Source organism: Mesorhizobium sp. USDA 3734, assembly GCF_056279665.1.
Window position 1 is genome coordinate 3,077,735 of the sequence record NZ_JBWCCW010000001.1, and the last position, 20,212, is coordinate 3,097,946.

The window sequence follows — 20,212 nt, forward strand, 5'->3', positions numbered from 1 at the left end:
CACGGTTGCTGATAAGATCCGGCGCCTCTGTGGGTCACCGGGGGCGAAATCATTTCCTTCGCATAATCTTTATCCGAAAAGTCTGCAACTTTTCGGGATCATGCTTAGAAGCTCAAGCCACCTTCGCGGGCAGCCTCGGCAAGCGCCTTGACGCGGCCGTGATAGATGTAGGCGCCGCGGTCGAAGACGACTTCCTTGACGCCAGCCTTGGTGGCGCGCTCGGCGATCAGCTTGCCGATCGCGGCGGCGGCGGCGGTGTCGGCGCCGGTCTTGAGCGAACCCTTGAGGTCCTTCTCGAGCGTCGAAGCGGCGGCGATGGTGTGGCCCTTGGCGTCGTCGATGACCTGCACGTAGATGTTCTTCGACGTGCGGTGAACCGACAGACGCGGACGCTCGCCGGCGACCTTCTTGATCTGACGACGGACGCGCTGCGCGCGGCGCTGCGTGGATTCCTTGGTACCCATGATGGTCTTCCTTGCCTTCAAAAAACGGGGGCCGCCATATGCGGTAGGCGAAAGCGCCTCCCGCGACCGCTCCCCGCGGCGTTACACTTCTTTGCCTTGGCCCTTTCCGAAAAGTCTGCGACTTTTCGGGGCCAGGCCCACTACTTCTTCTTGCCTTCCTTGCGGACGATCTTCTCGCCAGCATAGCGGACGCCCTTGCCCTTGTAGGGCTCGGGACCACGATACTCGCGGATCTCGGCCGCAACCTGGCCAACCTGCTGCTTGTCGATGCCGGCCACGGTGATTTCAGTCGGCTTCGGCACCGTGATGGTGATGCCCTGCGGCGTCTCGTAGACGACGTCGTGGCTGAAGCCAAGTGCCAGCTGCAGGTTCTTGCCCTGAAGTGCCGCACGATAGCCGACGCCGGTGATCTCGAGCTTCTTTTCGAAACCGTCCTTGACGCCCTGCAGGATGTTGACGATCTGCGTGCGCGACATGCCCCACTTGGAGCGGGCGGTCTTGGTCTGGTCGCGCGGCTGGACAGCGATCTCGCTGCCTTCCATCTTGACCAGGACTTCGTCGTTCACCACGAACTTCAGCTCACCCTTGGGGCCCTTCGCCGTCACGGTCTGGCCGTTGACGGTCGCGGTCACGCCCTGCGGCAGCGAAACGGGTTTCTTTCCAATACGAGACATTTTGTTGTCCTCGTCACTTCTCTTGTTTCAGGTCTCTGTCTTCGGGAACGATCCGAAGACCGGATTCCACTTTGCGGTCAACTGCCAGATCAGAAGATCTGGCAGAGGATTTCACCGCCGACGTTCTGTTCACGTGCTTCGTGGTCGGCCATCACGCCCTTCGGTGTCGAAAGGATGGCGATGCCGAGGCCGTTGGCGACCTGCGGAATCGACTTGGCCGAAACATAGACGCGGCGGCCTGGCTTCGAGACGCGGGCGATTTCGCGCACGACCGGCGCGCCGTCGAAATACTTCAGCTCGATCTCGATTTCGGACTTGCCGTTGTCGAAGTCGGTCTGGCTGTAATCGCGGATATAGCCTTCAGCCTTCAGCACGTCGAGGACGCGGGTGCGCAGACGCGAAGCCGGCGTCGAAACGCTCGACTTCTTGCGGCCATACGCGTTGCGGATGCGGGTCAGCATATCGCCGAGAGGATCGCTCAATGACATGTTATGTCCTCCTTACCAGCTCGACTTGACCAGGCCCGGGATCTGGCCGTTATTGCCGAGATCACGAAGCGCGATGCGCGATACTTTGAGCTTGCGATAGTAGGCGCGCGGACGGCCGGTGACTTCGCAGCGGTTGCGGATGCGGATCTTGGCCGAGTTGCGCGGCATGGCAGCAAGCTTGAGCTGAGCGCGGAAGCGCTCTTCCATCGGCTTGGACTGATCCATGATGATCGCCTTCAGGGCAGCGCGCTTGGGACCGTACTGGTCGGCAAGCTTGCGGCGCCTGTTGTTCTTCTCGACTGAGCTGGTCTTTGCCATTTCAGATTTTTCCTTTTCTCGCTGCCGTTACTGGCGGAAGGGGAAGTTGAAGGCCTTGAGCAATGCCCTGGCTTCGTCGTCCGTCTTCGCAGTCGTACAAACGATGACGTCCATGCCCCAGATCTGATCAACCTTGTCGTAGTTGATCTCCGGGAACACGATGTGTTCCTTGATGCCCATGGCGTAGTTGCCACGGCCATCGAAGCTCTTCGGATTCAGTCCGCGAAAGTCGCGGACGCGCGGCAGTGCGATGTTCACGAGGCGGTCGAGGAACTCGTACATGCGTTCCTTGCGCAGCGTGACCTTGGCGCCGATCGGCATCTTCTCGCGGACCTTGAAGCCGGCAATCGAATTGCGCGCGCGGGTGACGACGGCCTTCTGGCCGGCGATCATCGCCAGGTCTTCGGCCGCGATCGAAGGCTTCTTCGAATCGGCGGTCGCTTCGCCGACGCCCATGTTCAGCACGATCTTGTCGATGCGCGGAACCTGCATCTCGTTGTCGTAGCCGAACTGTTCCTGCAGCGCCTTGCGGATGGTCTCGTTGTAGACCTGCTTGAGGCGCGGCGTGTTCTGAGCCTTGGACTGTTTGCTTTCAGCCTTGGGCTTCGTGGTTTGAGCCTTAGCCATTGATGACTTCTCCCGAGCGCTTGGCGACGCGCACCTTCTTGCCGTCCTTCTGGAAGATGAAACCGACGCGGGTCGGCTTGCCATCCTTGGGGTCGGCCAGCGCGATGTTCGACAGCTGGATCGGCGCTTCCTTGGTGATGATCCCGCCCTCTTGGGACTGGGACTGCTTCTGGTGACGACGGATCATGTTGACGCCGCGCACCAGCGCGGTGTCTTCCTTCGGCTGTACCGAGAGGACTTCGCCCGAACGGCCCTTGTCCTTGCCGGCCAGCACGACGACCTTGTCGCCTTTTCTAATCTTTTGCATTGGTCCGGCTCCTTACAGCACTTCAGGCGCGAGCGAGATGATCTTCATGTGGTTCTTGGCGCGGAGTTCGCGCGGAACCGGTCCGAAGATACGCGTGCCGATCGGCTCTTTCTTGTTGTCGACGAGAACGGCCGCGTTCTTGTCGAAACGGATCACGCTGCCGTCCGGGCGGCGGATGTCCTTGGCCGTGCGAACCACGACCGCCTTCATCACATCGCCCTTCTTCACGCGGCCGCGCGGAATGGCTTCCTTGATCGACACCACGATGATGTCGCCCACGGAAGCGTATTTCCGCTTCGAGCCGCCCAGCACCTTGATGCACATGACACGACGGGCGCCGGAATTATCCGCGACGTCGAGGTTTGTTTGCATCTGAATCATGACTGGCCGCCTTCTTCTTTTCTAACGGGATGGGCTCAAAGCCCCTCCCCGGTCTGTCCAAAATTCGTTGTTTACGCCTGGTCCGAAGACACGACGATCCAGCGCTTATCCTTGGAAATCGGCTTCGATTCCTGGATGAACACCTGATCGCCTACCTTGTGGGCGTTGTTCTCGTCGTGCGCCTTGTACTTCTTGGTCATGCGCACGGTCTTCTTCATCACGGGATGCGTGAAGCGCCGTTCGACCTTGACGACAACCGTCTTCTCGTTCTTGTCGCTGACGACGGTGCCCTGCAGAATGCGCTTTGGCATGGTTTTCGTCCTTAAGCCTTCTTAGCCGCGGACTTTTCCGCAGCGATGGTCTTGATACGCGCAATGTCCTTACGGACCTGTCTCACGCGCGCGGTCTTCTCGAGCTGGCCGGTGGCCTTCTGGAAGCGCAGGTTGAACTGCTCCTTCTTCAGGCTGGCCAGGTCGTCGGTCAGCTGGTCCTGGGTCTTGGTCCGGATGTCTTCGGCTTTCATGATCAGCCCGTCCTTATTCTGCGATGCGCTGCACGAAGCGCGTCTTGACCGAGAGCTTGGCCGCGCCGAGACGCAGTGCCTCACGGGCGGTTTCTTCATTGACGCCGTCGATCTCGAACATGATGCGGCCCGGCTTGACGCGCGCCGCCCAGTAATCGACCGCGCCCTTGCCCTTACCCATGCGGACTTCGGTCGGCTTCGAAGTGACCGGCACGTCCGGGAAAATACGGATCCAGACGCGACCGGCGCGCTTCATTTCACGCGTGATCGCGCGGCGGGCCGCCTCGATCTCACGTGCGGTGACGCGGTTCGGCTCAAGCGCCTTCAGCCCGAAACCACCGAAATCCAGGTTGGTGCCGCCCTTTGCGGTACCATGGATACGGCCCTTGAACTGCTTGCGGAACTTTGTGCGCTTTGGCTGCAGCATCGTTCTAACTCCAAATTCCTAAATGTCTCAGGCGTTTTCGCGACGACGACCGCGTTCGCGATCACCACCACCGCCATGCGCTGCATCGCTTTCGCTGGCCCGACGCTCCGAAGCCATCGGGTCATGCTCAAGGATCTCGCCCTTGAACACCCAGACCTTGACGCCGCAGATGCCATAAGCGGTGTGCGCTTCGGCCGTGCCGTAGTCGACGTCCGCACGCAGCGTATGCAGCGGCACGCGGCCTTCGCGATACCATTCCATGCGCGCGATCTCGGCGCCGCCGAGACGGCCGGCGCAGTTGATGCGGATGCCTTCGGCACCGAGGCGCATCGCCGACTGAACGGCACGCTTCATGGCGCGGCGGAACGCGATACGACGCTCGAGCTGCTGGGCGATCGACTGAGCGACCAGGGTCGCGTCGATTTCCGGCTTGCGCACTTCAACGATGTTGAGGTGCGTCTCGGACTTCGTCATCTCCATCAGCTTCTTGCGAAGCTTCTCGATGTCGGCGCCCTTCTTGCCGATGATCAGACCCGGGCGCGCGGCGTGGATGGTGACGCGGCACTTCTTGTGCGGACGCTCGATCACGACCTTCGAGATGGCAGCCTGCTTGAGTTCCTTCTCGAGATACTTGCGGATCTTGATGTCCTCATGCAGCAGCTTGCCGTACTCGCCGGTGTTCGCGAACCAGCGCGAATCCCAGGTGCGGTTGATGCCGAGGCGAAGACCGATCGGATTGACTTTCTGGCCCATTATGCGGCCTCCCCTTTTTCTTCGACTTCACGAACAACGATCGTGAGGTGCGAGAACGGCTTCTCGATACGGCTGGCGCGACCACGGCCACGGGCATGGAACCGCTTCATGACGATCGACTTGCCGACATAGGCTTCCGCCACGATCAGTGCATCGACATCCAGGTCGTGGTTGTTTTCAGCGTTGGCGATTGCCGATTCCAGCGTCTTCTTGACCGTGCCGGAAATCCGCTTGGCCGAGAATTCGAGATCGGAAAGCGCTGTCGCGACCTTCTTGCCGCGGATCAGCGCGGCAACCAGGTTCAGCTTCTGCGGGCTGATACGGATCGTGCGCAATACGGCGCGCGCTTCGTTATCAGCAAGCCTGCGCGGAGCTTTGGCCTTGCCCATGATTATTTCCTCTTCGCCTTCTTATCCGCGCCGTGACCGTAATAGGTCCGGGTCGGAGCGAATTCACCGAACTTGTGACCGACCATGTCCTCGTTCACCGAGACGGGAACATGCTTCTGGCCGTTGTAGACACCGAAGGTGAAGCCGACGAACTGCGGCAGGATGGTGGAACGACGGCTCCACATCTTGATCACCTCATTGCGACCACCTTCACGAACCTTGTCCACCTTCTTGAGAAGGTAGCCGTCAATGAAGGGGCCTTTCCAAATCGAACGAGTCACTTGGCGTTACCTCTTCTTAGCTCTTGCGCTGATGGCGCGAGCGCAGGATGAACTTGTCGGTCGCCTTGTTGGACCGCGTCTTCTTGCCCTTGGTCGGCTTGCCCCAGGGCGAAACCGGATGGCGGCCACCCGAGGTGCGGCCTTCGCCGCCGCCGTGCGGATGGTCGACCGGGTTCATGGTCACGCCGCGATTGTGCGGGCGCTTGCCACGCCAAACCGTGCGACCGGCCTTGCCGTCATTGATGTTGCCGTGGTCCGGATTGGACACGGCGCCGACAGTAGCCATGCAGGAGCCGTGAACGACACGCTGCTCGCCCGAGTTGAGGCGCAAGATCGCCATGCCCTGGTCACGACCGACCAACTGACCATAACCACCTGCCGAACGGGCGACCTGAGCGCCCTTGCCCGGCTTCAGCTCAATGTTGTGGACGATGGTGCCGACCGGCATCGAAGCCAGCGGCATCGCATTGCCCGGCTTCACGTCGACCGATTCACCGGACACGATCTTGTCGCCGGGAGCCAGCCGCTGCGGAGCAATGATGTAGGACAGCTCGCCATCGTCATACTTGATCAGCGCGATGAAGGCGGTGCGGTTCGGATCGTATTCGATGCGCTCGACCGTGCCGACGACGTCGAACTTGCGGCGCTTGAAGTCGATGATGCGGTACGAACGCTTATGACCACCGCCGATGAAGCGGGCGGTGATGCGGCCGTGGTTGTTGCGGCCGCCCGACTTGGTCAGGCCTTCGGTCAGACCCTTGACGGGCTTGCCCTTGTAGAGGCCCGAGCGGTCGACGATGACCAGCTGACGGGTGCTGGGCGTTACCGGGTTGAATTTTTTCAGTGCCATGTTTCTGTCCTCGCGGCCTTGCTCAGAGACCCGTCGCGACGTCGATCGACTGGCCATCGGCCAGCGTCACAATCGCCTTCTTGACGTCGCTCTGGCGGCCAACCGTGCCACGGAAGCGCTTGATCTTGCCCTTGCGGACAAGCGTGTTCACGGCCATCACCTTGACGCCGAACAGCGCTTCGACGGCGGCCTTGATTTCCGGCTTCGACGCCTTCTTGGCGACGTTGAAGACGACCTGGTTCTGCTCGGAGGCCATGGTCGACTTTTCGGTGATCGCCGGCGAGACGATCACGTCGTAGTGACGAAGGTCGGTCATTTAAAGCGCTCCTCGAGAGCCTCGACGGCGGCCTTCGAAAGGACCAGCGTGCCGCGGCGAAGAATGTCGTAGACGTTGATGCCCTGGATGGGCAGCACGTCGATGTTGGGGATGTTCGTCGCCGCCAGCTTGAAGTTCTTGTCAAGCTCGGCGCCGCCGATCAACAGGGCGTTGGTCAGGCCCAGCGTCGCGAAATTCGCGATCAGCGCCTTCGTCTTGGCCTCGGTCAGCTTCAGCTCGTCGATGATGATGATCGACGCGCTCTTGGCCTTGGCCGAGAGAGCATGCTTGAGGCCGAGCGCACGAACCTTCTTCGGCAGTTCGTGCTCGTGGCTGCGAACGACCGGGCCGTGGGCCTTGCCGCCGCCGCGGAACTGCGGAGCGCGTGCCGAATGGTGACGGGCGCGGCCCGTACCCTTCTGCTTGTACATCTTGGCGCCGGTGCGCGCGATCTCGGCGCGGCCCTTGGCCTTGTGCGTGCCCTGCTGCTTCTTGGCAAGCTGCCAGCGCACGACGCGCTGCAGGATGTCTTCGCGCGGATCAAGGCCGAAAATCTCGTCGGAGAGTTCCACCTTGCCGGCGTCCTTGCCGCCCAGCGTTGTGATCTTGAGATCCATTATTCCGCTCCCTCTGTGGCCGGAGCCTCGTTCTTGGCGCCACTTTCGGCAGCAACGGCGCGGATCGCGGCAGGCTTCGGCGCATTGGCCGGCAGTGCCACCTTGGCCGCATCGCGGACCAGGATCCAGGCGCCCTTCGATCCGGGAACCGCACCGCGGATCAGGATCAGGCCGCGGTCGGCGTCGGTCGATACGATCTCGACATTCTGCGTGGTGACGCGGGTGTCGCCCATGTGGCCAGCCATATGCTTGCCCTTGAACACCTTGCCCGGGTCCTGGCGCTGGCCGGTCGAACCGTGCGTACGGTGCGAAACCGAGTTACCGTGCGTTGCACGGCCACCGCCCATGTGGTGGCGCTTGATGACGCCCTGGAAACCCTTGCCGATCGTCGTGCCCGTCACATCGACCTTCTGGCCGGGGACGAAGTGCTCGACGGTGATCTCGGCGCCGACATCGATCATGTTGTCGGCGGAGACGCGGAACTCGGCGACCTTCGCCTTCGGCTCGACGGAAGCGGTCGCGAAATGGCCGCGCATCGCCTTCGACGTGTTCTTCACCTTGGCAAGGCCAACGCCGAGCTGAACGGCAGTGTAGCCATTCTTCTCTTGCGTGCGCTGGGCCACGACCTGGCAGTTCTCCATCTGGAGAACGGTGACGGGAACATGTTCCCCGGCATCGTTGTAGATGCGGGTCATTCCCACCTTCTTTGCAATCACACCTGAACGCATCGGTTCAATTCCTTTAGAGTTCCGGGCCAGGGGCACCGCCCCTTACCGCGCTCTCATTCCCTTAGAGCTTGATCTCGACGTCGACGCCGGCGGCCAGATCGAGCTTCATCAAAGCATCGACCGTCTGCGGGGTCGGATCGACGATGTCGAGCAGACGCTTGTGCGTGCGCATCTCGAACTGCTCGCGGCTCTTCTTGTCGACGTGAGGCGACCGGTTGACCGTAAACTTTTCGATCCGCGTCGGCAGCGGAATGGGGCCGCGGACGTTGGCACCGGTACGCTTGGCCGTCGACACGATTTCCTTCGTCGAGGCGTCGAGCACGCGGTGGTCAAACGCCTTCAGGCGGATGCGGATATTCTGTCCGTTCATGCGTCACTTCCTTGTTCTGGCGCGGCGCGGGCAACTCCCGCGCCCGCGACAGATCGGTTTAAGTCCAAATTACTCTTTGATGGTGACGACGATGCCGGCACCGACGGTGCGGCCGCCTTCACGGATAGCAAAGCGCAGCTTCTCTTCCATGGCGATCGGCACGATCAGCTCGACATCGACGGTGATGTTGTCGCCCGGCATCACCATCTCGGTGCCTTCCGGCAGCGACACGATGCCGGTCACGTCGGTCGTGCGGAAGTAGAACTGCGGACGGTAGTTGGTGAAGAACGGCGTGTGACGGCCACCTTCGTCCTTGGTCAGGATGTAGGCTTCAGCCACGAACTTCTTGTGCGGCTTCACCGTGCCGGGCTTGGCCAGAACCTGGCCGCGCTCGACACCTTCACGATCAACGCCGCGCAGCAGCGCGCCGATGTTGTCGCCAGCCTGGCCCTGATCGAGCAGCTTGCGGAACATCTCGACGCCCGTGCAGGTCGTCTTGGTCGTCGGACGGATGCCGATGATCTCCAGCTCCTCGCCGACCTTGACCACGCCGCGCTCGACGCGACCCGTGACGACCGTGCCGCGGCCCGAGATCGAGAACACGTCTTCGATCGGCATCAGGAACGGCTTGTCGAGCGGACGAACCGGCGTCGGGATGTAGGCATCGACCGCAGCCATCAGCTCGCGGATCGCGTCTTCACCGATCTTCTTGTCCGAGTCTTCGAGAGCAGCCAGAGCCGAACCCTTGACGATCGGAATGTCGTCGCCGGGGAACTCGTTCTTGGTCAGAAGCTCGCGAACCTCAAGCTCGACCAGTTCGAGCAGCTCGGCGTCGTCGACCTGGTCGACCTTGTTCAAAAACACCACGATCGACGGCACGCCGACCTGACGGGCAAGCAGGATGTGCTCGCGGGTCTGCGGCATCGGGCCGTCGGCAGCCGACACGACCAGGATCGCGCCGTCCATCTGCGCGGCACCGGTGATCATGTTCTTAACATAGTCGGCGTGGCCGGGGCAGTCGACGTGAGCATAGTGGCGGTTGGCCGTCTCGTATTCGACATGCGCCGTCGAGATCGTGATGCCGCGCGCCTTTTCCTCAGGGGCAGCGTCGATCTGGTCGTAGCGCTTGTATTCGCCAAAATACTTGGTGATCGCCGCCGTCAGCGACGTCTTGCCATGGTCGACGTGGCCAATCGTGCCGATGTTAACGTGAGGCTTGTTACGCTCGAATTTACCTTTGGCCATAATCGTTCTCCGTCTATTCTACCCGCTTGGGGGAAATTGTTATTCGCTCTTCAGATCCGGCACCGCGCAAGGAGCGCGACCCGGTGGCTAAGGAACCCTTACGCGTATTTCTTCTGGACTTCCTGGGCCACCGCCGTAGGGACCGGCTCGTAGTGATCGAACTGCATCGTGTAGGCCGCACGGCCCTGGCTCATCGAGCGCAGGTTGTCGACGTACTTGAACATGTTGGCGAGCGGCACCATCGCGTTGATGACCACTGCAACGCCACGCGCTTCCTGGCCCTGGATCTGGCCACGACGACCGTTCAGATCGCCGATGACGCTGCCAACGTAGTCTTCCGGCGTCACGACTTCGACCTTCATGATCGGCTCGAGCAGCTGCACGCCAAGCTTGGGTGCGGCTTCACGGAAGCAGGCGCGGCCGGCGATTTCGAAGGCCAGAACGCTGGAGTCGACATCGTGGTAGGCGCCATCGATCAGCGTCGCCTTAACGCCGATCATCGGGAAGCCCGCGAACGGACCCGAGGTCATGACGCTGTTGATGCCCTTTTCGACACCCGGGATGTATTCCTTCGGCACGGCGCCGCCGACGATCTTGGTATCGAACTCGAACTCGCTGCTGTCCGGGTTCGGCTCGAAGACGATCTTGACGCGAGCGAACTGACCCGTACCGCCGGTCTGCTTCTTGTGCGTGTAATCCTGCTCGTGCCTGCGGGTGATCGTCTCGCGATAGGCCACCTGCGGCGCGCCGACATTGGCCTCGACCTTGAACTCGCGACGCATGCGGTCGACGATAATGTCCAGGTGAAGTTCGCCCATGCCGGAAATGATGGTCTGGCCGCTTTCCTCGTCGGTCTTGACGCGGAAGGACGGATCCTCGGCGGCTAGGCGGTGAAGGGCGAGGCCCATCTTTTCCTGGTCGTTCTTGGTCTTCGGCTCGATGGCGATCTGGATGACCGGATCGGGGAACTCCATGCGCTCGAGGATGACCGGATGCAGCGGATCACTGAGCGTGTCGCCGGTGGTCGTGTCCTTGAGGCCGGCAAGAGCAACGATGTCGCCGGCAAAAGCCTCTTCGACGTCGGCGCGCGAGTTCGCATGCATCTGCAGCATGCGGCCGATGCGCTCTTTCTTGCCCTTCACGGTGTTGTCGACCGAGATGCCCTTGGTGAGCTTGCCCGAATAGATGCGGGCAAAGGTCAGCGAACCGACGAACGGGTCGTTCATGATCTTGAAGGCGAGCATCGACAGCGGCTCGTTGTCGTCGGCATGACGCTCGATCTCGGCGTCGGTCTTGGCATCGACGCCCTTGATGGCCGGAACATCGGCCGGCGACGGCAGATATTCGACGACGGCGTCGAGCAGCGGCTGCACGCCCTTGTTCTTGAAGGCCGAGCCGCAGAACATCGGGTAGAACTTGACCGCGATGGTGCCCTTGCGGATCAGCGCGCGGATCTCGTCATTCGACGGCATCTTGCCTTCGAGGTAATTCTCAAGCGCCGTCTCGTCCATTTCGACGGCGGCCTCGATCATCTTCTCGCGGTATTCTTCGGCACGAGCCTTGAGGTCGTCCGGGATCTCGACGATGTCCCAGGCAGCGCCCAGCGTCTCGTCGCGCCAGACCAGCGCGTTCATCTCGACGAGGTCGACAACGCCCTTGAACTCGGTCTCGGCGCCGATCGGCAGCTGCATGACAACGGCATGCGCACCGAGGCGCGAACCGATCATCTCGACCGAGCGGTAGAAGTCAGCGCCGATCTTGTCCATCTTGTTGCAGAAGATCATGCGCGGAACGCGATACTTGTCGGCCTGACGCCAGACGGTTTCCGTCTGCGGCTCGACACCGGCATTGGCATCGAGCAGCGCGATGGCGCCGTCGAGAACGCGCAGCGAACGCTCGACTTCGATGGTGAAGTCGACGTGGCCGGGGGTGTCGATGATGTTGAAGCGGTACATCTTGCCGCTGCGACCCTTCCAGAAGGTCGTGGTCGCGGCGGACGTGATGGTGATGCCGCGCTCCTGCTCCTGCTCCATCCAATCCATGGTGGCAGCGCCGTCGTGGACTTCGCCGATCTTGTGCGACTTGCCCGTGTAATAGAGGACGCGCTCGGTGGTCGTCGTCTTGCCGGCGTCAATATGCGCCATGATACCGAAATTGCGGTAGTCTTCGATTTTGTATTCGCGGGCCATCGTAGCTGCCTCTCAGTCTCGTTCGCGCTTTACCAGCGGTAGTGCGCGAAAGCGCGGTTGGCTTCAGCCATTTTGTGGGTGTCTTCACGCTTCTTGACGGCCGTGCCGCGGTTGTTGGCCGCGTCCATCAGCTCGCCGGAGAGGCGGTCGACCATCGTGGTCTCGTTGCGGTTGCGGGCCGCGGCGATCAGCCAGCGAATGGCCAATGCCTGACGGCGCTCGGGGCGCACGTCGACCGGAACCTGATAGGTGGCGCCGCCGACACGACGCGAACGCACTTCCACATGCGGCGCGACATTGTCGAGCGCCTGATGGAAGACGGTGACCGGCTCCTGCTTGGTCTTCGACTGAACCTGGTCGAGCGCGCCGTAGACGATGGTCTCGGCGACCGACTTCTTGCCGTCATACATGACGGCGTTCATGAACTTGGTGACGATCAGATCGCCGAACTTCGGGTCCGGATTGATCTCACGCTTTTCTGCACTGTGACGACGCGACATGGCTTTTGTCTCTCAATCTCATAACCCGACGCACTCAAGGAGCGCCAAGGCCGGAAAATCTTACTTCGGACGCTTGGCGCCGTACTTCGAACGGCGCTGCTTGCGGTTCTTCACACCCTGCGTGTCGAGCACGCCGCGGATGATGTGGTAGCGAACGCCCGGAAGATCCTTGACGCGGCCGCCGCGGATCATCACCACGGAGTGTTCCTGAAGGTTGTGGCCTTCGCCGGGGATGTACCCGATCACTTCAAAACCATTGGTCAGGCGGATCTTGGCCACCTTGCGCAGCGCCGAGTTCGGCTTCTTCGGCGTCGTTGTATAGACGCGCGTGCAGACACCCCGCTTCTGCGGGTTCTGCTGCATGGCCGGGACCTTGTTGCGCTTCACCGGCGCAATGCGCGGCTTGCGGATCAGCTGGTTGACGGTAGGCATTAAACCCTCTTGTCTCTCAATTCCGTGTCTCGCCCGGTCAGGGCCGCTCAAAGCGTCATTTCCATACGCAAAGTCGGGCCACAAACCGCGCCTCGCGGTCTTGCCCGAACAAATGGCAGAGGAAGCGGAAGCCGCTTCGTGCACGCCGGAAATGTCTTTTCGCTCGTAAAACGAACCCTGTTTGAGGCAAACTCCAAAGCGTGTCGCTTCGGAAGGGAGAGCCTCACATCGGTTCTGACTGGCCGGCTTCTACTAGCAAGCCCGCGAACCGTCAACCCCGGCACGGCAAATATTGCATTGAAGCCGGGGCTTGGCAGCCATGCGAAAACCGCATGTAATTTTCTTTCGCCATTTTGCAAGGGCGAGGAAGAAAGTGCCAAGCCTTTTAGCGAAGTGAATGGCTTTACGCTGTTGCGCTGCAAGGCTTCGTGCGAAAAGGCGGCATGAACAGTGCAAATCCCTCGCCCACCCCAGTCTTTCTGCCAAAAGGAATACACCCGTGAACGACAATGAGGAGCGCCCCGTCACCATCATCACCGGCCGGGTGTGGAAGAAGAAGGGCGGCAAACCGGAAGGCGTCCACGTCATGCTGGTCGCGCCCGACGACGATTCGGCGGTGCGCCGCGTGCTCGAATCGCTTGCCGCGGAGGGCTATGCCGAGGCCGAGCTCGACCAGATCGGCGATATGGAAGGCATACCTGACGAAGAGCCTCATCTGTCGGCCTTCCAGGGCGCGCTCGAAGGCGAAGTGTCGATCGTCACCTTCGACGTGCCGATCTGAAACCAGGGCGCCGATCATGGCAGGATCAAGAGCTGATGGACCTGCATCCCGGGACTGGGCCGACCGGGCGGTCGCCGCGATCGAAGCCGACCAGCACCGCTCGGCCGATACGCACCTGTGGAAGCTGGATCTGCCGGCACTGGCCGGCATCGACTTCTACCTCAAGGACGAATCCACCCATCCGACCGGCAGCCTGAAACATCGGCTGGCGCGTTCGCTGTTTCTCTATGCGCTGTGCAACGGCCTCATCCGTGAAGGCTCGCCGGTGATCGAAGCGTCGTCGGGCTCGACGGCGGTGTCGGAAGCCTATTTCGCCCGCATGATCGGCGTGCCGTTCTATGCCGTGATGCCGCGATCGACCTCGCGCGAAAAGATCACCGCGATCGAGCACTATGGCGGCAAGTGCCACTTCATCGACGACGGCCGGCGCATCTATGCCGAGTCGGCTGAACTGGCGGCGCGGCTTGGCGGTCATTTCATGGACCAGTTCACCCATGCCGAACGCGCCACCGACTGGCGCGGCAACAACAACATTGCCGATTCCATCTTCGGGCAGATGCGCGAGGAGCAGCATCCTATCCCGGCCTGGATCGTCATGAGCGCCGGCACCGGCGGCACCACCGCCACGATCGGCCGCTACCTGCGCTACAAGCGGCATGCGACGCGGCTGTCGGTCGCCGACGTCGAGCGTTCGGCCTTCTTCGACAGCTTTGCCACGCATGACCGTGAGTGTCGCTGCGAGCAGCCGTCGCGCATCGAGGGCATCGGCCGGCCGCGCGTCGAACCATCCTTCGTGCCTGGCGTCATCGATCACATGCTGCGCGTGCCGGACGCGGTGTCGCTGGCGGCGATGCGGGTGCTGTCGCGCCGGCTCGGCCGCCGTGTCGGCGGGTCGACCGGCACCAACTTCGTCGCCATGTGTTTTCTGGCAGCGCGCATGGTCGAGGCGAGGAAGGCCGGCTCGCTGGTGACGCTGATCTGCGATTCCGGCGACCGCTACGCCAACACCTATTATTCCGACGACTGGCTGGGCGCGAACGGCCTCGACCCCTCACCTTTCGAAGCAGCCATCGAGACCTTTCTGGCCGGCGAAGGGCTGGCGCTGCAGTTCGAGGAAAGCTGGGGCTGACCTTTCGACTTCAGCTTGCCGGCTCCGGCTTGCCCGGGGCAAGTGTTCTGATAAGAAACGCTCTTCATCACTCAACAGACGGAGCGGCCGTGTCCCAGCCCATCAAGATAGGCATCGTCGGCGTCGGCAAGATCGTCCGCGACCAGCACCTGCCCGCCCTGGCGAAAGACCAGAACTATCGCCTGATCGCGGCGGCCAGCCGGCATGGCAAGGTGGAAAACATCCCGAACTTCCCCACCATCGAAGCCATGCTCGACGCCGCACCCGACCTCGAGGCCGTATCGCTCTGCATGCCGCCGCAGTTCCGCTACGACGCTGCACGGACGGCGCTGATGGCCAAGAAGCATGTCTTCCTGGAGAAGCCGCCAGGCGCCACCGTCAGCGAGGTCGAAGACCTCAAGGCATTGGCCGCGCAGAACGGCGTCTCGCTGTTCGCCAGCTGGCACTCGCGCTATGCGCCGGCGGTCGAAGCCGCGCGCGCCTTCCTGAACTCGACCATGATCAAGTCGGCCGCCATCAACTGGAAGGAAGACGTGCGCCGCTGGCATCCGAACCAGGAGTGGATCTGGGCCCCCGGCGGCTTCGGCGTCTTCGATCCCGGCATCAATGCGCTGTCGATTGCCACCCATATCCTGCCGGCGATGTTCATCACTTCGGCCGTGCTCGACTTTCCCGAAAACCGCGCATCCCCGGTTGCCGCACGCGTCGCCTTCCGCACCTCGAATGGCTTGCCGGTGACGATGGACCTCGACTGGCTGCAGACAGGCCCGCAAAGCTGGGACATCCTGGCCGACACCGACAAGGGCGCAATGGTGCTGTCGGGCGGTGGCACCAAGCTCGCCGTTGACGGCCGTGTCATCCACGATGAACCGGAGGCGGAATACCCGATGCTCTACAGGCGCTTCGCGGACATTGTCCGCGCGGGCGTTTCCGATGTCGATCTGGCGCCTCTGCAGCACGTCGCCGACGCCTTCATGCTCGGCAAGCGCAACGTGGTCGAAGCGTTTTTCGACTGACGATGGAGCTGAGAGGAGTGACCATCACTCCAATCCTCAGTTCTCAGATCATCGAGGGACGCGCAGCGCCAAGCCGGCAGAACAAGGCACCGGACGAACGCTCGTCGCTCCGTCGCCACTGCCACAAGTCGCGGCTCCAATGCACAAAGAAATAGGCCGCCGGGTTGCCCCGACGGCCTTGTTGCCTGAGATCGCTGCCGCCGCGCTTACTGCGCGGCGGTTGTCATGTCCGCAAGCATCGGCTCGGCGACCTCCACACCGGAGGCCTTGCGGCGCTCGTCGATGATCAGTTCGTCGCGCGAGGTGGCGATGCGCCGGATCTGGCTCATCGTGCCGCCGGTGCCGGCCGGGATCAGCCGGCCGACGATGACGTTTTCCTTCAGTCCCTGCAGCATGTCGGTCTTGCCGGCAACGGCGGCTTCCGTCAGCACTCGGGTCGTCTCCTGGAAGGAGGCGGCCGAGATGAAGGACGGCGTCTGCAGCGATGCCTTGGTGATGCCGAGCAGCACCGGCAGGCCTTCGGCCGGCTTCTTGCCGTCCTCGACCAGACGCTCGTTGACCTCTTCCAGTTCGATCACGTCGACATGATCGCCCGGGATGTAGGTCGAGTCGCCCTGCACCGTGATCTCGACCTTCTGCAGCATCTGGCGAACGATCACCTCGATGTGCTTGTCGTTGATCGACACGCCCTGCAGACGATAGACTTCCTGGATCTCGTTGACGAGGTAGGAAGCAAGTGCCTCCACGCCCTTGATCGCCAGGATGTCGTGCGGCGCCGGATTGCCGTCGAGGATGTAGTCGCCCTTCTCGATGACGTCGCCGTCCTGGAGATGGAACGGCTTGCCCTTCGGGATCAGGTATTCGACCGGCTCAAGCGTCGAGTCATGCGGCTCGATGATGATGCGACGCTTGTTCTTGTAGTCGCGGCCGAAGCGGATCGTGCCGTCGATCTCGGCGATGATGGCGTGATCCTTCGGACGACGTGCCTCGAACAGTTCGGCAACACGCGGCAGACCGCCGGTGATGTCCTTGGTCTTGGCGCTTTCCATGGGAATACGCGCCAGCACGTCGCCGGGACGAACCTGCGAGCCCGGCTCGACCGAAAGAATGGCCTCGACCGAGAGCAGGAAGCGGGCGTCGCCTCCCTTCGACAGCTTGCCGACCTTGCCCTTGGAGTCCTGGATGGCAATCGCCGGCTTCAGATCGTTGCCGCGTGGCGTCGAGCGCCAGTCGATGACCTCACGCTTGGTGATGCCGGTCGACTCGTCGGCCGTTTCCTGAACGGAAATGCCGTCGACCAGATCCTCGTACGACACCCTGCCCTCGATTTCGGTGAGGACTGGACGCGTGTAGGGATCCCACTCGGCGATACGCTGGCCGCGCTTCACCTTGTCGCCATCGTCCACGAAGATGCGCGAACCATAGGTGAGACGATGCGAGGCGCGCTCCTTGCCGGCTTCGTCGAGGATCAGCACCGCCATGTTGCGGCCCATGACCATCTGCTGGCCGTCGGAGTTGCGCACCACGTTGCGGTTGCGGATCTCGACCTTGCCCTCATAAGAGGCTTCAAGGAACGAGCTGTCCACCACCTGCGCGGTACCGCCCATGTGGAAGGTACGCATGGTGAGCTGCGTGCCCGGCTCGCCGATCGACTGCGCCGCGATGACGCCGACAGCTTCACCCTGGTTGACCGGGGTGCCGCGGGCAAGATCGCGACCGTAGCAGACCGCGCAGACGCCAACCCTGACTTCGCAAGTCAGTGCCGAGCGGATGCGAACCGACTGGACGCCAGCCTTTTCGATCTGTTCCACGTCACGCTCGTCCATCAGCGTTCCGGCCTTGACCAGGATCTCGCCCGACACCGGATGGGTGATGTCGTCGAGCGACGTACGACCCAGCACGCGCTGGCCGACCGAAGCGACGACCTGACCGGCATCGACGATCGGCTGCATGGTGAGGCCCTTGTCGGTGCCGCAGTCGACGGAGTTGACGATGCAGTCCTGCGCCACGTCGACCAGACGACGGGTGAGGTAACCCGAGTTCGCCGTCTTCAAGGCGGTGTCGGCCAGACCCTTGCGGGCGCCGTGGGTCGAGTTGAAGTACTCGAGCACGGTCAGGCCTTCCTTGAAGTTCGAGATGATCGGCGTCTCGATGATTTCACCCGACGGCTTGGCCATAAGGCCGCGCATGCCGGCGAGCTGACGCATCTGGGTGGGCGAGCCACGCGCACCGGAGTGCGACATCATGTAGATCGAGTTCATCGGCTTCTGACGGCCATTGTCCTCGAACTCGACCGCCTTGATGCGGGCCATCATTTCGTCGGCGACCTTTTCCGAGCACTTGGCCCAGGCGTCGACGACCTTGTTGTACTTCTCGCCCTGCGTGATCAGGCCGTCATTGTACTGCTGCTCGTATTCCTTGGCCAAAGCCTCGGTGTCGGAGACCAGCTTGATCTTGGCGTCCGGGATCAGCATGTCGTCCTTGCCGAACGAAATGCCGGCGCGGCAGGCATGGCTGAAGCCGAGTGCCATGATGCGGTCGCAGAAAATGACCGTCTCCTTCTGACCGCAGTGGCGGTAGACGGTGTCGATCATCTTGGAGATGTTCTTCTTGGTCATCTCCTGGTTGGCGGTCTCGTAAGGCACGTTGACGTTCTTCGGCAGAAGCTCGCCGATGATCATACGGCCAGGGGTGGTGTCATGGATCTTCGACACGACCTTGCCTTCGGCGTCGACCGTACGGAAACGACCCTTGATCTTCGAGTGCAGCGTCACCGCCTTGGTCTCGAGCGCGTGCTGGAGTTCGCCCATGTCGGCAAACACCATGCCTTCGCCCGGCTCGTTCTGGTTGACGATCGAGAGATAGTAGAGACCCAGAACCATGTCCTGCGACGGCACGATGATCGGTGCGCCGGAAGCCGGGTGCAGGATGTTGTTGGTCGACATCATCAGCACGCGGGCTTCAAGCTGCGCTTCCAGCGACAGCGGCACGTGAACGGCCATCTGGTCACCGTCGAAGTCGGCGTTGAAGGCCGTGCAGAACAGCGGATGCAACTGGATCGCCTTGCCTTCGATCAGGATAGGCTCGAACGCCTGGATGCCGAGACGGTGCAGCGTCGGCGCACGGTTCAACAGCACCGGATGCTCGCGGATGACCTCGTCGAGGATATCCCAGACTTCCGGACGCTCCTTCTCGACCAGCTTCTTCGCCTGCTTGACGGTCGAGGAGTAACCCTTGGCGTCGAGACGGGCGTAGATGAAGGGCTTGAACAGTTCGAGCGCCATCTTCTTGGGCAGGCCGCACTGGTGCAACTTGAGCTCCGGACCGGTCACGATGACCGAGCGGCCGGAATAGTCGACGCGCTTGCCGAGCAGGTTCTGGCGGAACCGGCCCTGCTTGCCCTTGAGCATGTCGGACAGCGACTTCAGCGGGCGCTTGTTGGCGCCGGTGATGACGCGGCCGCGACGGCCGTTGTCGAACAGCGCATCGACGGCTTCCTGCAGCATGCGCTTTTCATTGCGCACGATGATGCCGGGGGCGCGCAGCTCGATCAGCCGCTTCAGACGGTTGTTGCGGTTGATGACGCGGCGATAGAGGTCGTTCAGATCCGACGTGGCGAAGCGGCCGCCGTCCAGCGGGACGAGCGGGCGCAGGTCCGGCGGGATCACCGGAACCACCTTCATGATCATCCATTCCGGACGGTTGCCGGATTCCATGAAGTTCTCGACGACCTTGAGGCGCTTCAGATACTTCTTCTGCTTCAGTTCGGAGGTGGTCGAAGCCAGTTCCGAACGCAGGTCGCCAGCGATCTTCTCCAGGTCCATGCCGGCCAGGAGGTCATGAATGGCCTCTGCGCCGATCATGGCGGTGAAGCTATCCTCGCCGTACTCGTCGACGGCGATCATGTACTCTTCCTCGCTGAGCAGCTGGTGCTCCTTCAGCGCGGTGAGGCCGGGTTCGGTGACGATGTAGTTCTCGAAGTAGAGGACGCGCTCGATGTCCTTCAGGGTCATGTCGAGCAGCGTGCCGATGCGCGACGGCAGCGACTTCAGGAACCAGATATGGGCGACCGGTGCGGCGAGCTCGATATGGCCCATGCGCTCGCGGCGGACGCGCGACAGCGTGACTTCGACGCCGCACTTCTCGCAGATGACGCCCTTGTACTTCATGCGCTTGTACTTGCCGCACAGGCACTCATAGTCCTTGATCGGGCCAAAAATGCGCGCGCAGAACAGACCGTCACGCTCCGGCTTGAAGGTGCGGTAGTTGATGGTCTCCGGCTTCTTGATCTCGCCGAAAGACCAGGACAGAATCTTCTCAGGGCTGGCAAGCGATATCCGGATGGAATCGAACACCTGCGCAGGCGCCTGCGGATTGAAGAGATTCATGACCTCTTGGTTCATGCCG

27 protein-coding genes are annotated in these 20,212 nt (G+C 62.0%); 4 read left to right on the plus strand and 23 right to left on the minus strand.

Annotated elements, in window-relative coordinates:
* Positions 1 to 104 precede the first annotated feature (104 nt).
* From rplR to rpsL, 22 genes are all read right to left on the minus strand, one after another.
* Complete coding sequence (gene rplR, locus ACZ89F_RS14785) at positions 105 to 464, minus strand: 50S ribosomal protein L18 (protein WP_027038735.1); 360 nt, start codon at positions 462 to 464, stop codon at positions 105 to 107.
* Positions 465 to 604: 140 nt separating this feature from the next.
* Complete coding sequence (gene rplF / locus ACZ89F_RS14790) at positions 605 to 1,138, minus strand: 50S ribosomal protein L6 (RefSeq protein WP_013531432.1); 534 nt, start codon at positions 1,136 to 1,138, stop codon at positions 605 to 607.
* 89 nt (positions 1,139 to 1,227) lie between these two features.
* Positions 1,228 to 1,626, minus strand: a complete 399-nt coding sequence (gene rpsH, locus ACZ89F_RS14795) for a 30S ribosomal protein S8 (RefSeq protein ID WP_013531431.1) — start codon at positions 1,624 to 1,626, stop codon at positions 1,228 to 1,230.
* A 12-nt stretch (positions 1,627 to 1,638) separates the two neighbouring features.
* Entirely contained in the window at positions 1,639 to 1,944 is a 306-nt protein-coding gene (gene rpsN, locus ACZ89F_RS14800) for a 30S ribosomal protein S14 (RefSeq protein ID WP_013895695.1), read from the minus strand.
* 27 nt (positions 1,945 to 1,971) lie between these two features.
* Positions 1,972 to 2,571 (minus strand): 50S ribosomal protein L5, encoded by a 600-nt coding sequence (gene rplE, locus ACZ89F_RS14805; protein ID WP_013531429.1) that lies wholly within the window; start codon positions 2,569 to 2,571, stop codon positions 1,972 to 1,974.
* Complete coding sequence (rplX, locus tag ACZ89F_RS14810; RefSeq protein ID WP_013531428.1) at positions 2,564 to 2,878, minus strand: 50S ribosomal protein L24; 315 nt, start codon at positions 2,876 to 2,878, stop codon at positions 2,564 to 2,566. Before rplX ends, rplE begins: the two co-directional genes overlap by 8 nt.
* 12 nt (positions 2,879 to 2,890) lie before the next feature.
* Positions 2,891 to 3,259, minus strand: coding sequence for a 50S ribosomal protein L14 (gene rplN / locus ACZ89F_RS14815; RefSeq protein WP_006205457.1), 369 nt, complete (start codon positions 3,257 to 3,259; stop codon positions 2,891 to 2,893).
* 71 nt (positions 3,260 to 3,330) lie between these two features.
* On the minus strand, positions 3,331 to 3,570 hold the full coding sequence (rpsQ, locus tag ACZ89F_RS14820) for a 30S ribosomal protein S17 (RefSeq protein ID WP_010909280.1): 240 nt from the start codon (positions 3,568 to 3,570) through the stop codon (positions 3,331 to 3,333).
* 11 nt (positions 3,571 to 3,581) lie between these two features.
* Positions 3,582 to 3,782 carry a 50S ribosomal protein L29 gene (gene rpmC / locus ACZ89F_RS14825; protein WP_006205459.1) on the minus strand — a complete coding sequence of 67 codons (201 nt, stop codon included), beginning with the start codon at positions 3,780 to 3,782 and terminating at the stop codon, positions 3,582 to 3,584.
* A gap of 13 nt (positions 3,783 to 3,795) precedes the next feature.
* Positions 3,796 to 4,209 (minus strand): 50S ribosomal protein L16, encoded by a 414-nt coding sequence (rplP, locus tag ACZ89F_RS14830; protein WP_013531427.1) that lies wholly within the window; start codon positions 4,207 to 4,209, stop codon positions 3,796 to 3,798.
* A 27-nt stretch (positions 4,210 to 4,236) separates the two neighbouring features.
* A complete protein-coding gene (gene rpsC / locus ACZ89F_RS14835; protein WP_013531426.1) occupies positions 4,237 to 4,962 on the minus strand; it encodes a 30S ribosomal protein S3 in 726 nt (241 codons plus the stop codon).
* Positions 4,962 to 5,351 carry a 50S ribosomal protein L22 gene (rplV, locus tag ACZ89F_RS14840; protein ID WP_006205462.1) on the minus strand — a complete coding sequence of 130 codons (390 nt, stop codon included), beginning with the start codon at positions 5,349 to 5,351 and terminating at the stop codon, positions 4,962 to 4,964. Before rplV ends, rpsC begins: the two co-directional genes overlap by 1 nt.
* A 2-nt stretch (positions 5,352 to 5,353) precedes the next feature.
* On the minus strand, positions 5,354 to 5,632 hold the full coding sequence (gene rpsS / locus ACZ89F_RS14845) for a 30S ribosomal protein S19 (RefSeq protein WP_006205463.1): 279 nt from the start codon (positions 5,630 to 5,632) through the stop codon (positions 5,354 to 5,356).
* Positions 5,633 to 5,648: 16 nt separating this feature from the next.
* A complete protein-coding gene (rplB, locus tag ACZ89F_RS14850) occupies positions 5,649 to 6,482 on the minus strand; it encodes a 50S ribosomal protein L2 (RefSeq protein WP_024505067.1) in 834 nt (277 codons plus the stop codon).
* Between the two features lie 22 nt (positions 6,483 to 6,504).
* A complete protein-coding gene (locus tag ACZ89F_RS14855) occupies positions 6,505 to 6,798 on the minus strand; it encodes a 50S ribosomal protein L23 (protein ID WP_023757976.1) in 294 nt (97 codons plus the stop codon).
* A complete protein-coding gene (gene rplD, locus ACZ89F_RS14860) occupies positions 6,795 to 7,415 on the minus strand; it encodes a 50S ribosomal protein L4 (RefSeq protein ID WP_056588603.1) in 621 nt (206 codons plus the stop codon). The genes ACZ89F_RS14855 and rplD overlap by 4 nt, the downstream gene beginning before the upstream one ends.
* The gene (rplC, locus tag ACZ89F_RS14865; protein WP_476092619.1) at positions 7,415 to 8,143 is read right to left on the minus strand and encodes a 50S ribosomal protein L3; all 729 of its coding nucleotides are present in this window, start codon (positions 8,141 to 8,143) and stop codon (positions 7,415 to 7,417) included. The genes rplD and rplC overlap by 1 nt, the downstream gene beginning before the upstream one ends.
* A gap of 61 nt (positions 8,144 to 8,204) precedes the next feature.
* Positions 8,205 to 8,513, minus strand: coding sequence for a 30S ribosomal protein S10 (rpsJ, locus tag ACZ89F_RS14870; RefSeq protein WP_010909272.1), 309 nt, complete (start codon positions 8,511 to 8,513; stop codon positions 8,205 to 8,207).
* Positions 8,514 to 8,582: 69 nt separating this feature from the next.
* Positions 8,583 to 9,758, minus strand: a complete 1,176-nt coding sequence (tuf, locus tag ACZ89F_RS14875) for an elongation factor Tu (RefSeq protein WP_013531404.1) — start codon at positions 9,756 to 9,758, stop codon at positions 8,583 to 8,585.
* A 98-nt stretch (positions 9,759 to 9,856) separates the two neighbouring features.
* The gene (gene fusA, locus ACZ89F_RS14880; RefSeq protein WP_109672628.1) at positions 9,857 to 11,947 is read right to left on the minus strand and encodes an elongation factor G; all 2,091 of its coding nucleotides are present in this window, start codon (positions 11,945 to 11,947) and stop codon (positions 9,857 to 9,859) included.
* A 29-nt stretch (positions 11,948 to 11,976) separates the two neighbouring features.
* Positions 11,977 to 12,447 (minus strand): 30S ribosomal protein S7, encoded by a 471-nt coding sequence (gene rpsG, locus ACZ89F_RS14885; RefSeq protein ID WP_008875664.1) that lies wholly within the window; start codon positions 12,445 to 12,447, stop codon positions 11,977 to 11,979.
* Between the two features lie 60 nt (positions 12,448 to 12,507).
* Positions 12,508 to 12,879, minus strand: coding sequence for a 30S ribosomal protein S12 (rpsL, locus tag ACZ89F_RS14890; protein WP_006333356.1), 372 nt, complete (start codon positions 12,877 to 12,879; stop codon positions 12,508 to 12,510).
* Between the two features lie 138 nt (positions 12,880 to 13,017).
* Between rpsL and ACZ89F_RS14895 the strand changes: the two genes are divergently transcribed.
* The 4 genes from ACZ89F_RS14895 to ACZ89F_RS14910 all read left to right on the plus strand — a co-directional run bounded on the left by ACZ89F_RS14895 (position 13,018) and on the right by ACZ89F_RS14910 (position 15,805).
* Positions 13,018 to 13,326 carry a hypothetical protein gene (locus ACZ89F_RS14895; RefSeq protein ID WP_476092621.1) on the plus strand — a complete coding sequence of 103 codons (309 nt, stop codon included), beginning with the start codon at positions 13,018 to 13,020 and terminating at the stop codon, positions 13,324 to 13,326.
* Positions 13,327 to 13,378: 52 nt separating this feature from the next.
* Positions 13,379 to 13,660 (plus strand): transcriptional regulator, encoded by a 282-nt coding sequence (locus tag ACZ89F_RS14900; RefSeq protein ID WP_476092623.1) that lies wholly within the window; start codon positions 13,379 to 13,381, stop codon positions 13,658 to 13,660.
* A 16-nt stretch (positions 13,661 to 13,676) separates the two neighbouring features.
* Positions 13,677 to 14,789, plus strand: coding sequence for a PLP-dependent cysteine synthase family protein (locus tag ACZ89F_RS14905; protein ID WP_476092625.1), 1,113 nt, complete (start codon positions 13,677 to 13,679; stop codon positions 14,787 to 14,789).
* 89 nt (positions 14,790 to 14,878) lie between these two features.
* A complete protein-coding gene (locus tag ACZ89F_RS14910; RefSeq protein WP_476092627.1) occupies positions 14,879 to 15,805 on the plus strand; it encodes a Gfo/Idh/MocA family protein in 927 nt (308 codons plus the stop codon).
* A gap of 206 nt (positions 15,806 to 16,011) precedes the next feature.
* Here the strand turns inward: ACZ89F_RS14910 and rpoC are convergent, their stop codons facing one another.
* Positions 16,012 to 20,208 (minus strand): DNA-directed RNA polymerase subunit beta', encoded by a 4,197-nt coding sequence (gene rpoC / locus ACZ89F_RS14915; RefSeq protein WP_476092629.1) that lies wholly within the window; start codon positions 20,206 to 20,208, stop codon positions 16,012 to 16,014.
* Positions 20,209 to 20,212 lie beyond the last annotated feature (4 nt).

Excerpts from the sequence above, each read along its gene's own strand:
- rplD (WP_056588603.1), bottom strand. The coding sequence starts at position 7,415 with ATGGATCTCAAGATCACAACGCTGGGCGGCAAGGACGCCGGCAAGGTG.
- rpmC (WP_006205459.1), bottom strand. The coding sequence starts at position 3,782 with ATGAAAGCCGAAGACATCCGGACCAAGACCCAGGACCAGCTGACCGAC.
- rpsL (WP_006333356.1), bottom strand. The coding sequence starts at position 12,879 with ATGCCTACCGTCAACCAGCTGATCCGCAAGCCGCGCATTGCGCCGGTG.
- rplR (WP_027038735.1), bottom strand. The coding sequence starts at position 464 with ATGGGTACCAAGGAATCCACGCAGCGCCGCGCGCAGCGCGTCCGTCGT.
- rpsG (WP_008875664.1), bottom strand. The coding sequence starts at position 12,447 with ATGTCGCGTCGTCACAGTGCAGAAAAGCGTGAGATCAATCCGGACCCG.
- rplE (WP_013531429.1), bottom strand. The coding sequence starts at position 2,571 with ATGGCTAAGGCTCAAACCACGAAGCCCAAGGCTGAAAGCAAACAGTCC.
- rpoC (WP_476092629.1), bottom strand. The coding sequence starts at position 20,208 with ATGAACCAAGAGGTCATGAATCTCTTCAATCCGCAGGCGCCTGCGCAG.
- rpsJ (WP_010909272.1), bottom strand. The coding sequence starts at position 8,513 with ATGAACGGACAGAATATCCGCATCCGCCTGAAGGCGTTTGACCACCGC.
- rplC (WP_476092619.1), bottom strand. The coding sequence starts at position 8,143 with ATGCGTTCAGGTGTGATTGCAAAGAAGGTGGGAATGACCCGCATCTAC.
- tuf (WP_013531404.1), bottom strand. The coding sequence starts at position 9,758 with ATGGCCAAAGGTAAATTCGAGCGTAACAAGCCTCACGTTAACATCGGC.
- ACZ89F_RS14905 (WP_476092625.1), top strand. The coding sequence starts at position 13,677 with ATGGCAGGATCAAGAGCTGATGGACCTGCATCCCGGGACTGGGCCGAC.
- ACZ89F_RS14855 (WP_023757976.1), bottom strand. The coding sequence starts at position 6,798 with ATGACCGACCTTCGTCACTACGACGTGATCGTCTCGCCGGCGATCACC.
- rpsN (WP_013895695.1), bottom strand. The coding sequence starts at position 1,944 with ATGGCAAAGACCAGCTCAGTCGAGAAGAACAACAGGCGCCGCAAGCTT.
- rplB (WP_024505067.1), bottom strand. The coding sequence starts at position 6,482 with ATGGCACTGAAAAAATTCAACCCGGTAACGCCCAGCACCCGTCAGCTG.
- rplF (WP_013531432.1), bottom strand. The coding sequence starts at position 1,138 with ATGTCTCGTATTGGAAAGAAACCCGTTTCGCTGCCGCAGGGCGTGACC.
- rpsQ (WP_010909280.1), bottom strand. The coding sequence starts at position 3,570 with ATGCCAAAGCGCATTCTGCAGGGCACCGTCGTCAGCGACAAGAACGAG.
- rplV (WP_006205462.1), bottom strand. The coding sequence starts at position 5,351 with ATGGGCAAGGCCAAAGCTCCGCGCAGGCTTGCTGATAACGAAGCGCGC.
- rpsC (WP_013531426.1), bottom strand. The coding sequence starts at position 4,962 with ATGGGCCAGAAAGTCAATCCGATCGGTCTTCGCCTCGGCATCAACCGC.
- rplN (WP_006205457.1), bottom strand. The coding sequence starts at position 3,259 with ATGATTCAGATGCAAACAAACCTCGACGTCGCGGATAATTCCGGCGCC.
- rpsH (WP_013531431.1), bottom strand. The coding sequence starts at position 1,626 with ATGTCATTGAGCGATCCTCTCGGCGATATGCTGACCCGCATCCGCAAC.
- rplX (WP_013531428.1), bottom strand. The coding sequence starts at position 2,878 with ATGCAAAAGATTAGAAAAGGCGACAAGGTCGTCGTGCTGGCCGGCAAG.
- fusA (WP_109672628.1), bottom strand. The coding sequence starts at position 11,947 with ATGGCCCGCGAATACAAAATCGAAGACTACCGCAATTTCGGTATCATG.
- rplP (WP_013531427.1), bottom strand. The coding sequence starts at position 4,209 with ATGCTGCAGCCAAAGCGCACAAAGTTCCGCAAGCAGTTCAAGGGCCGT.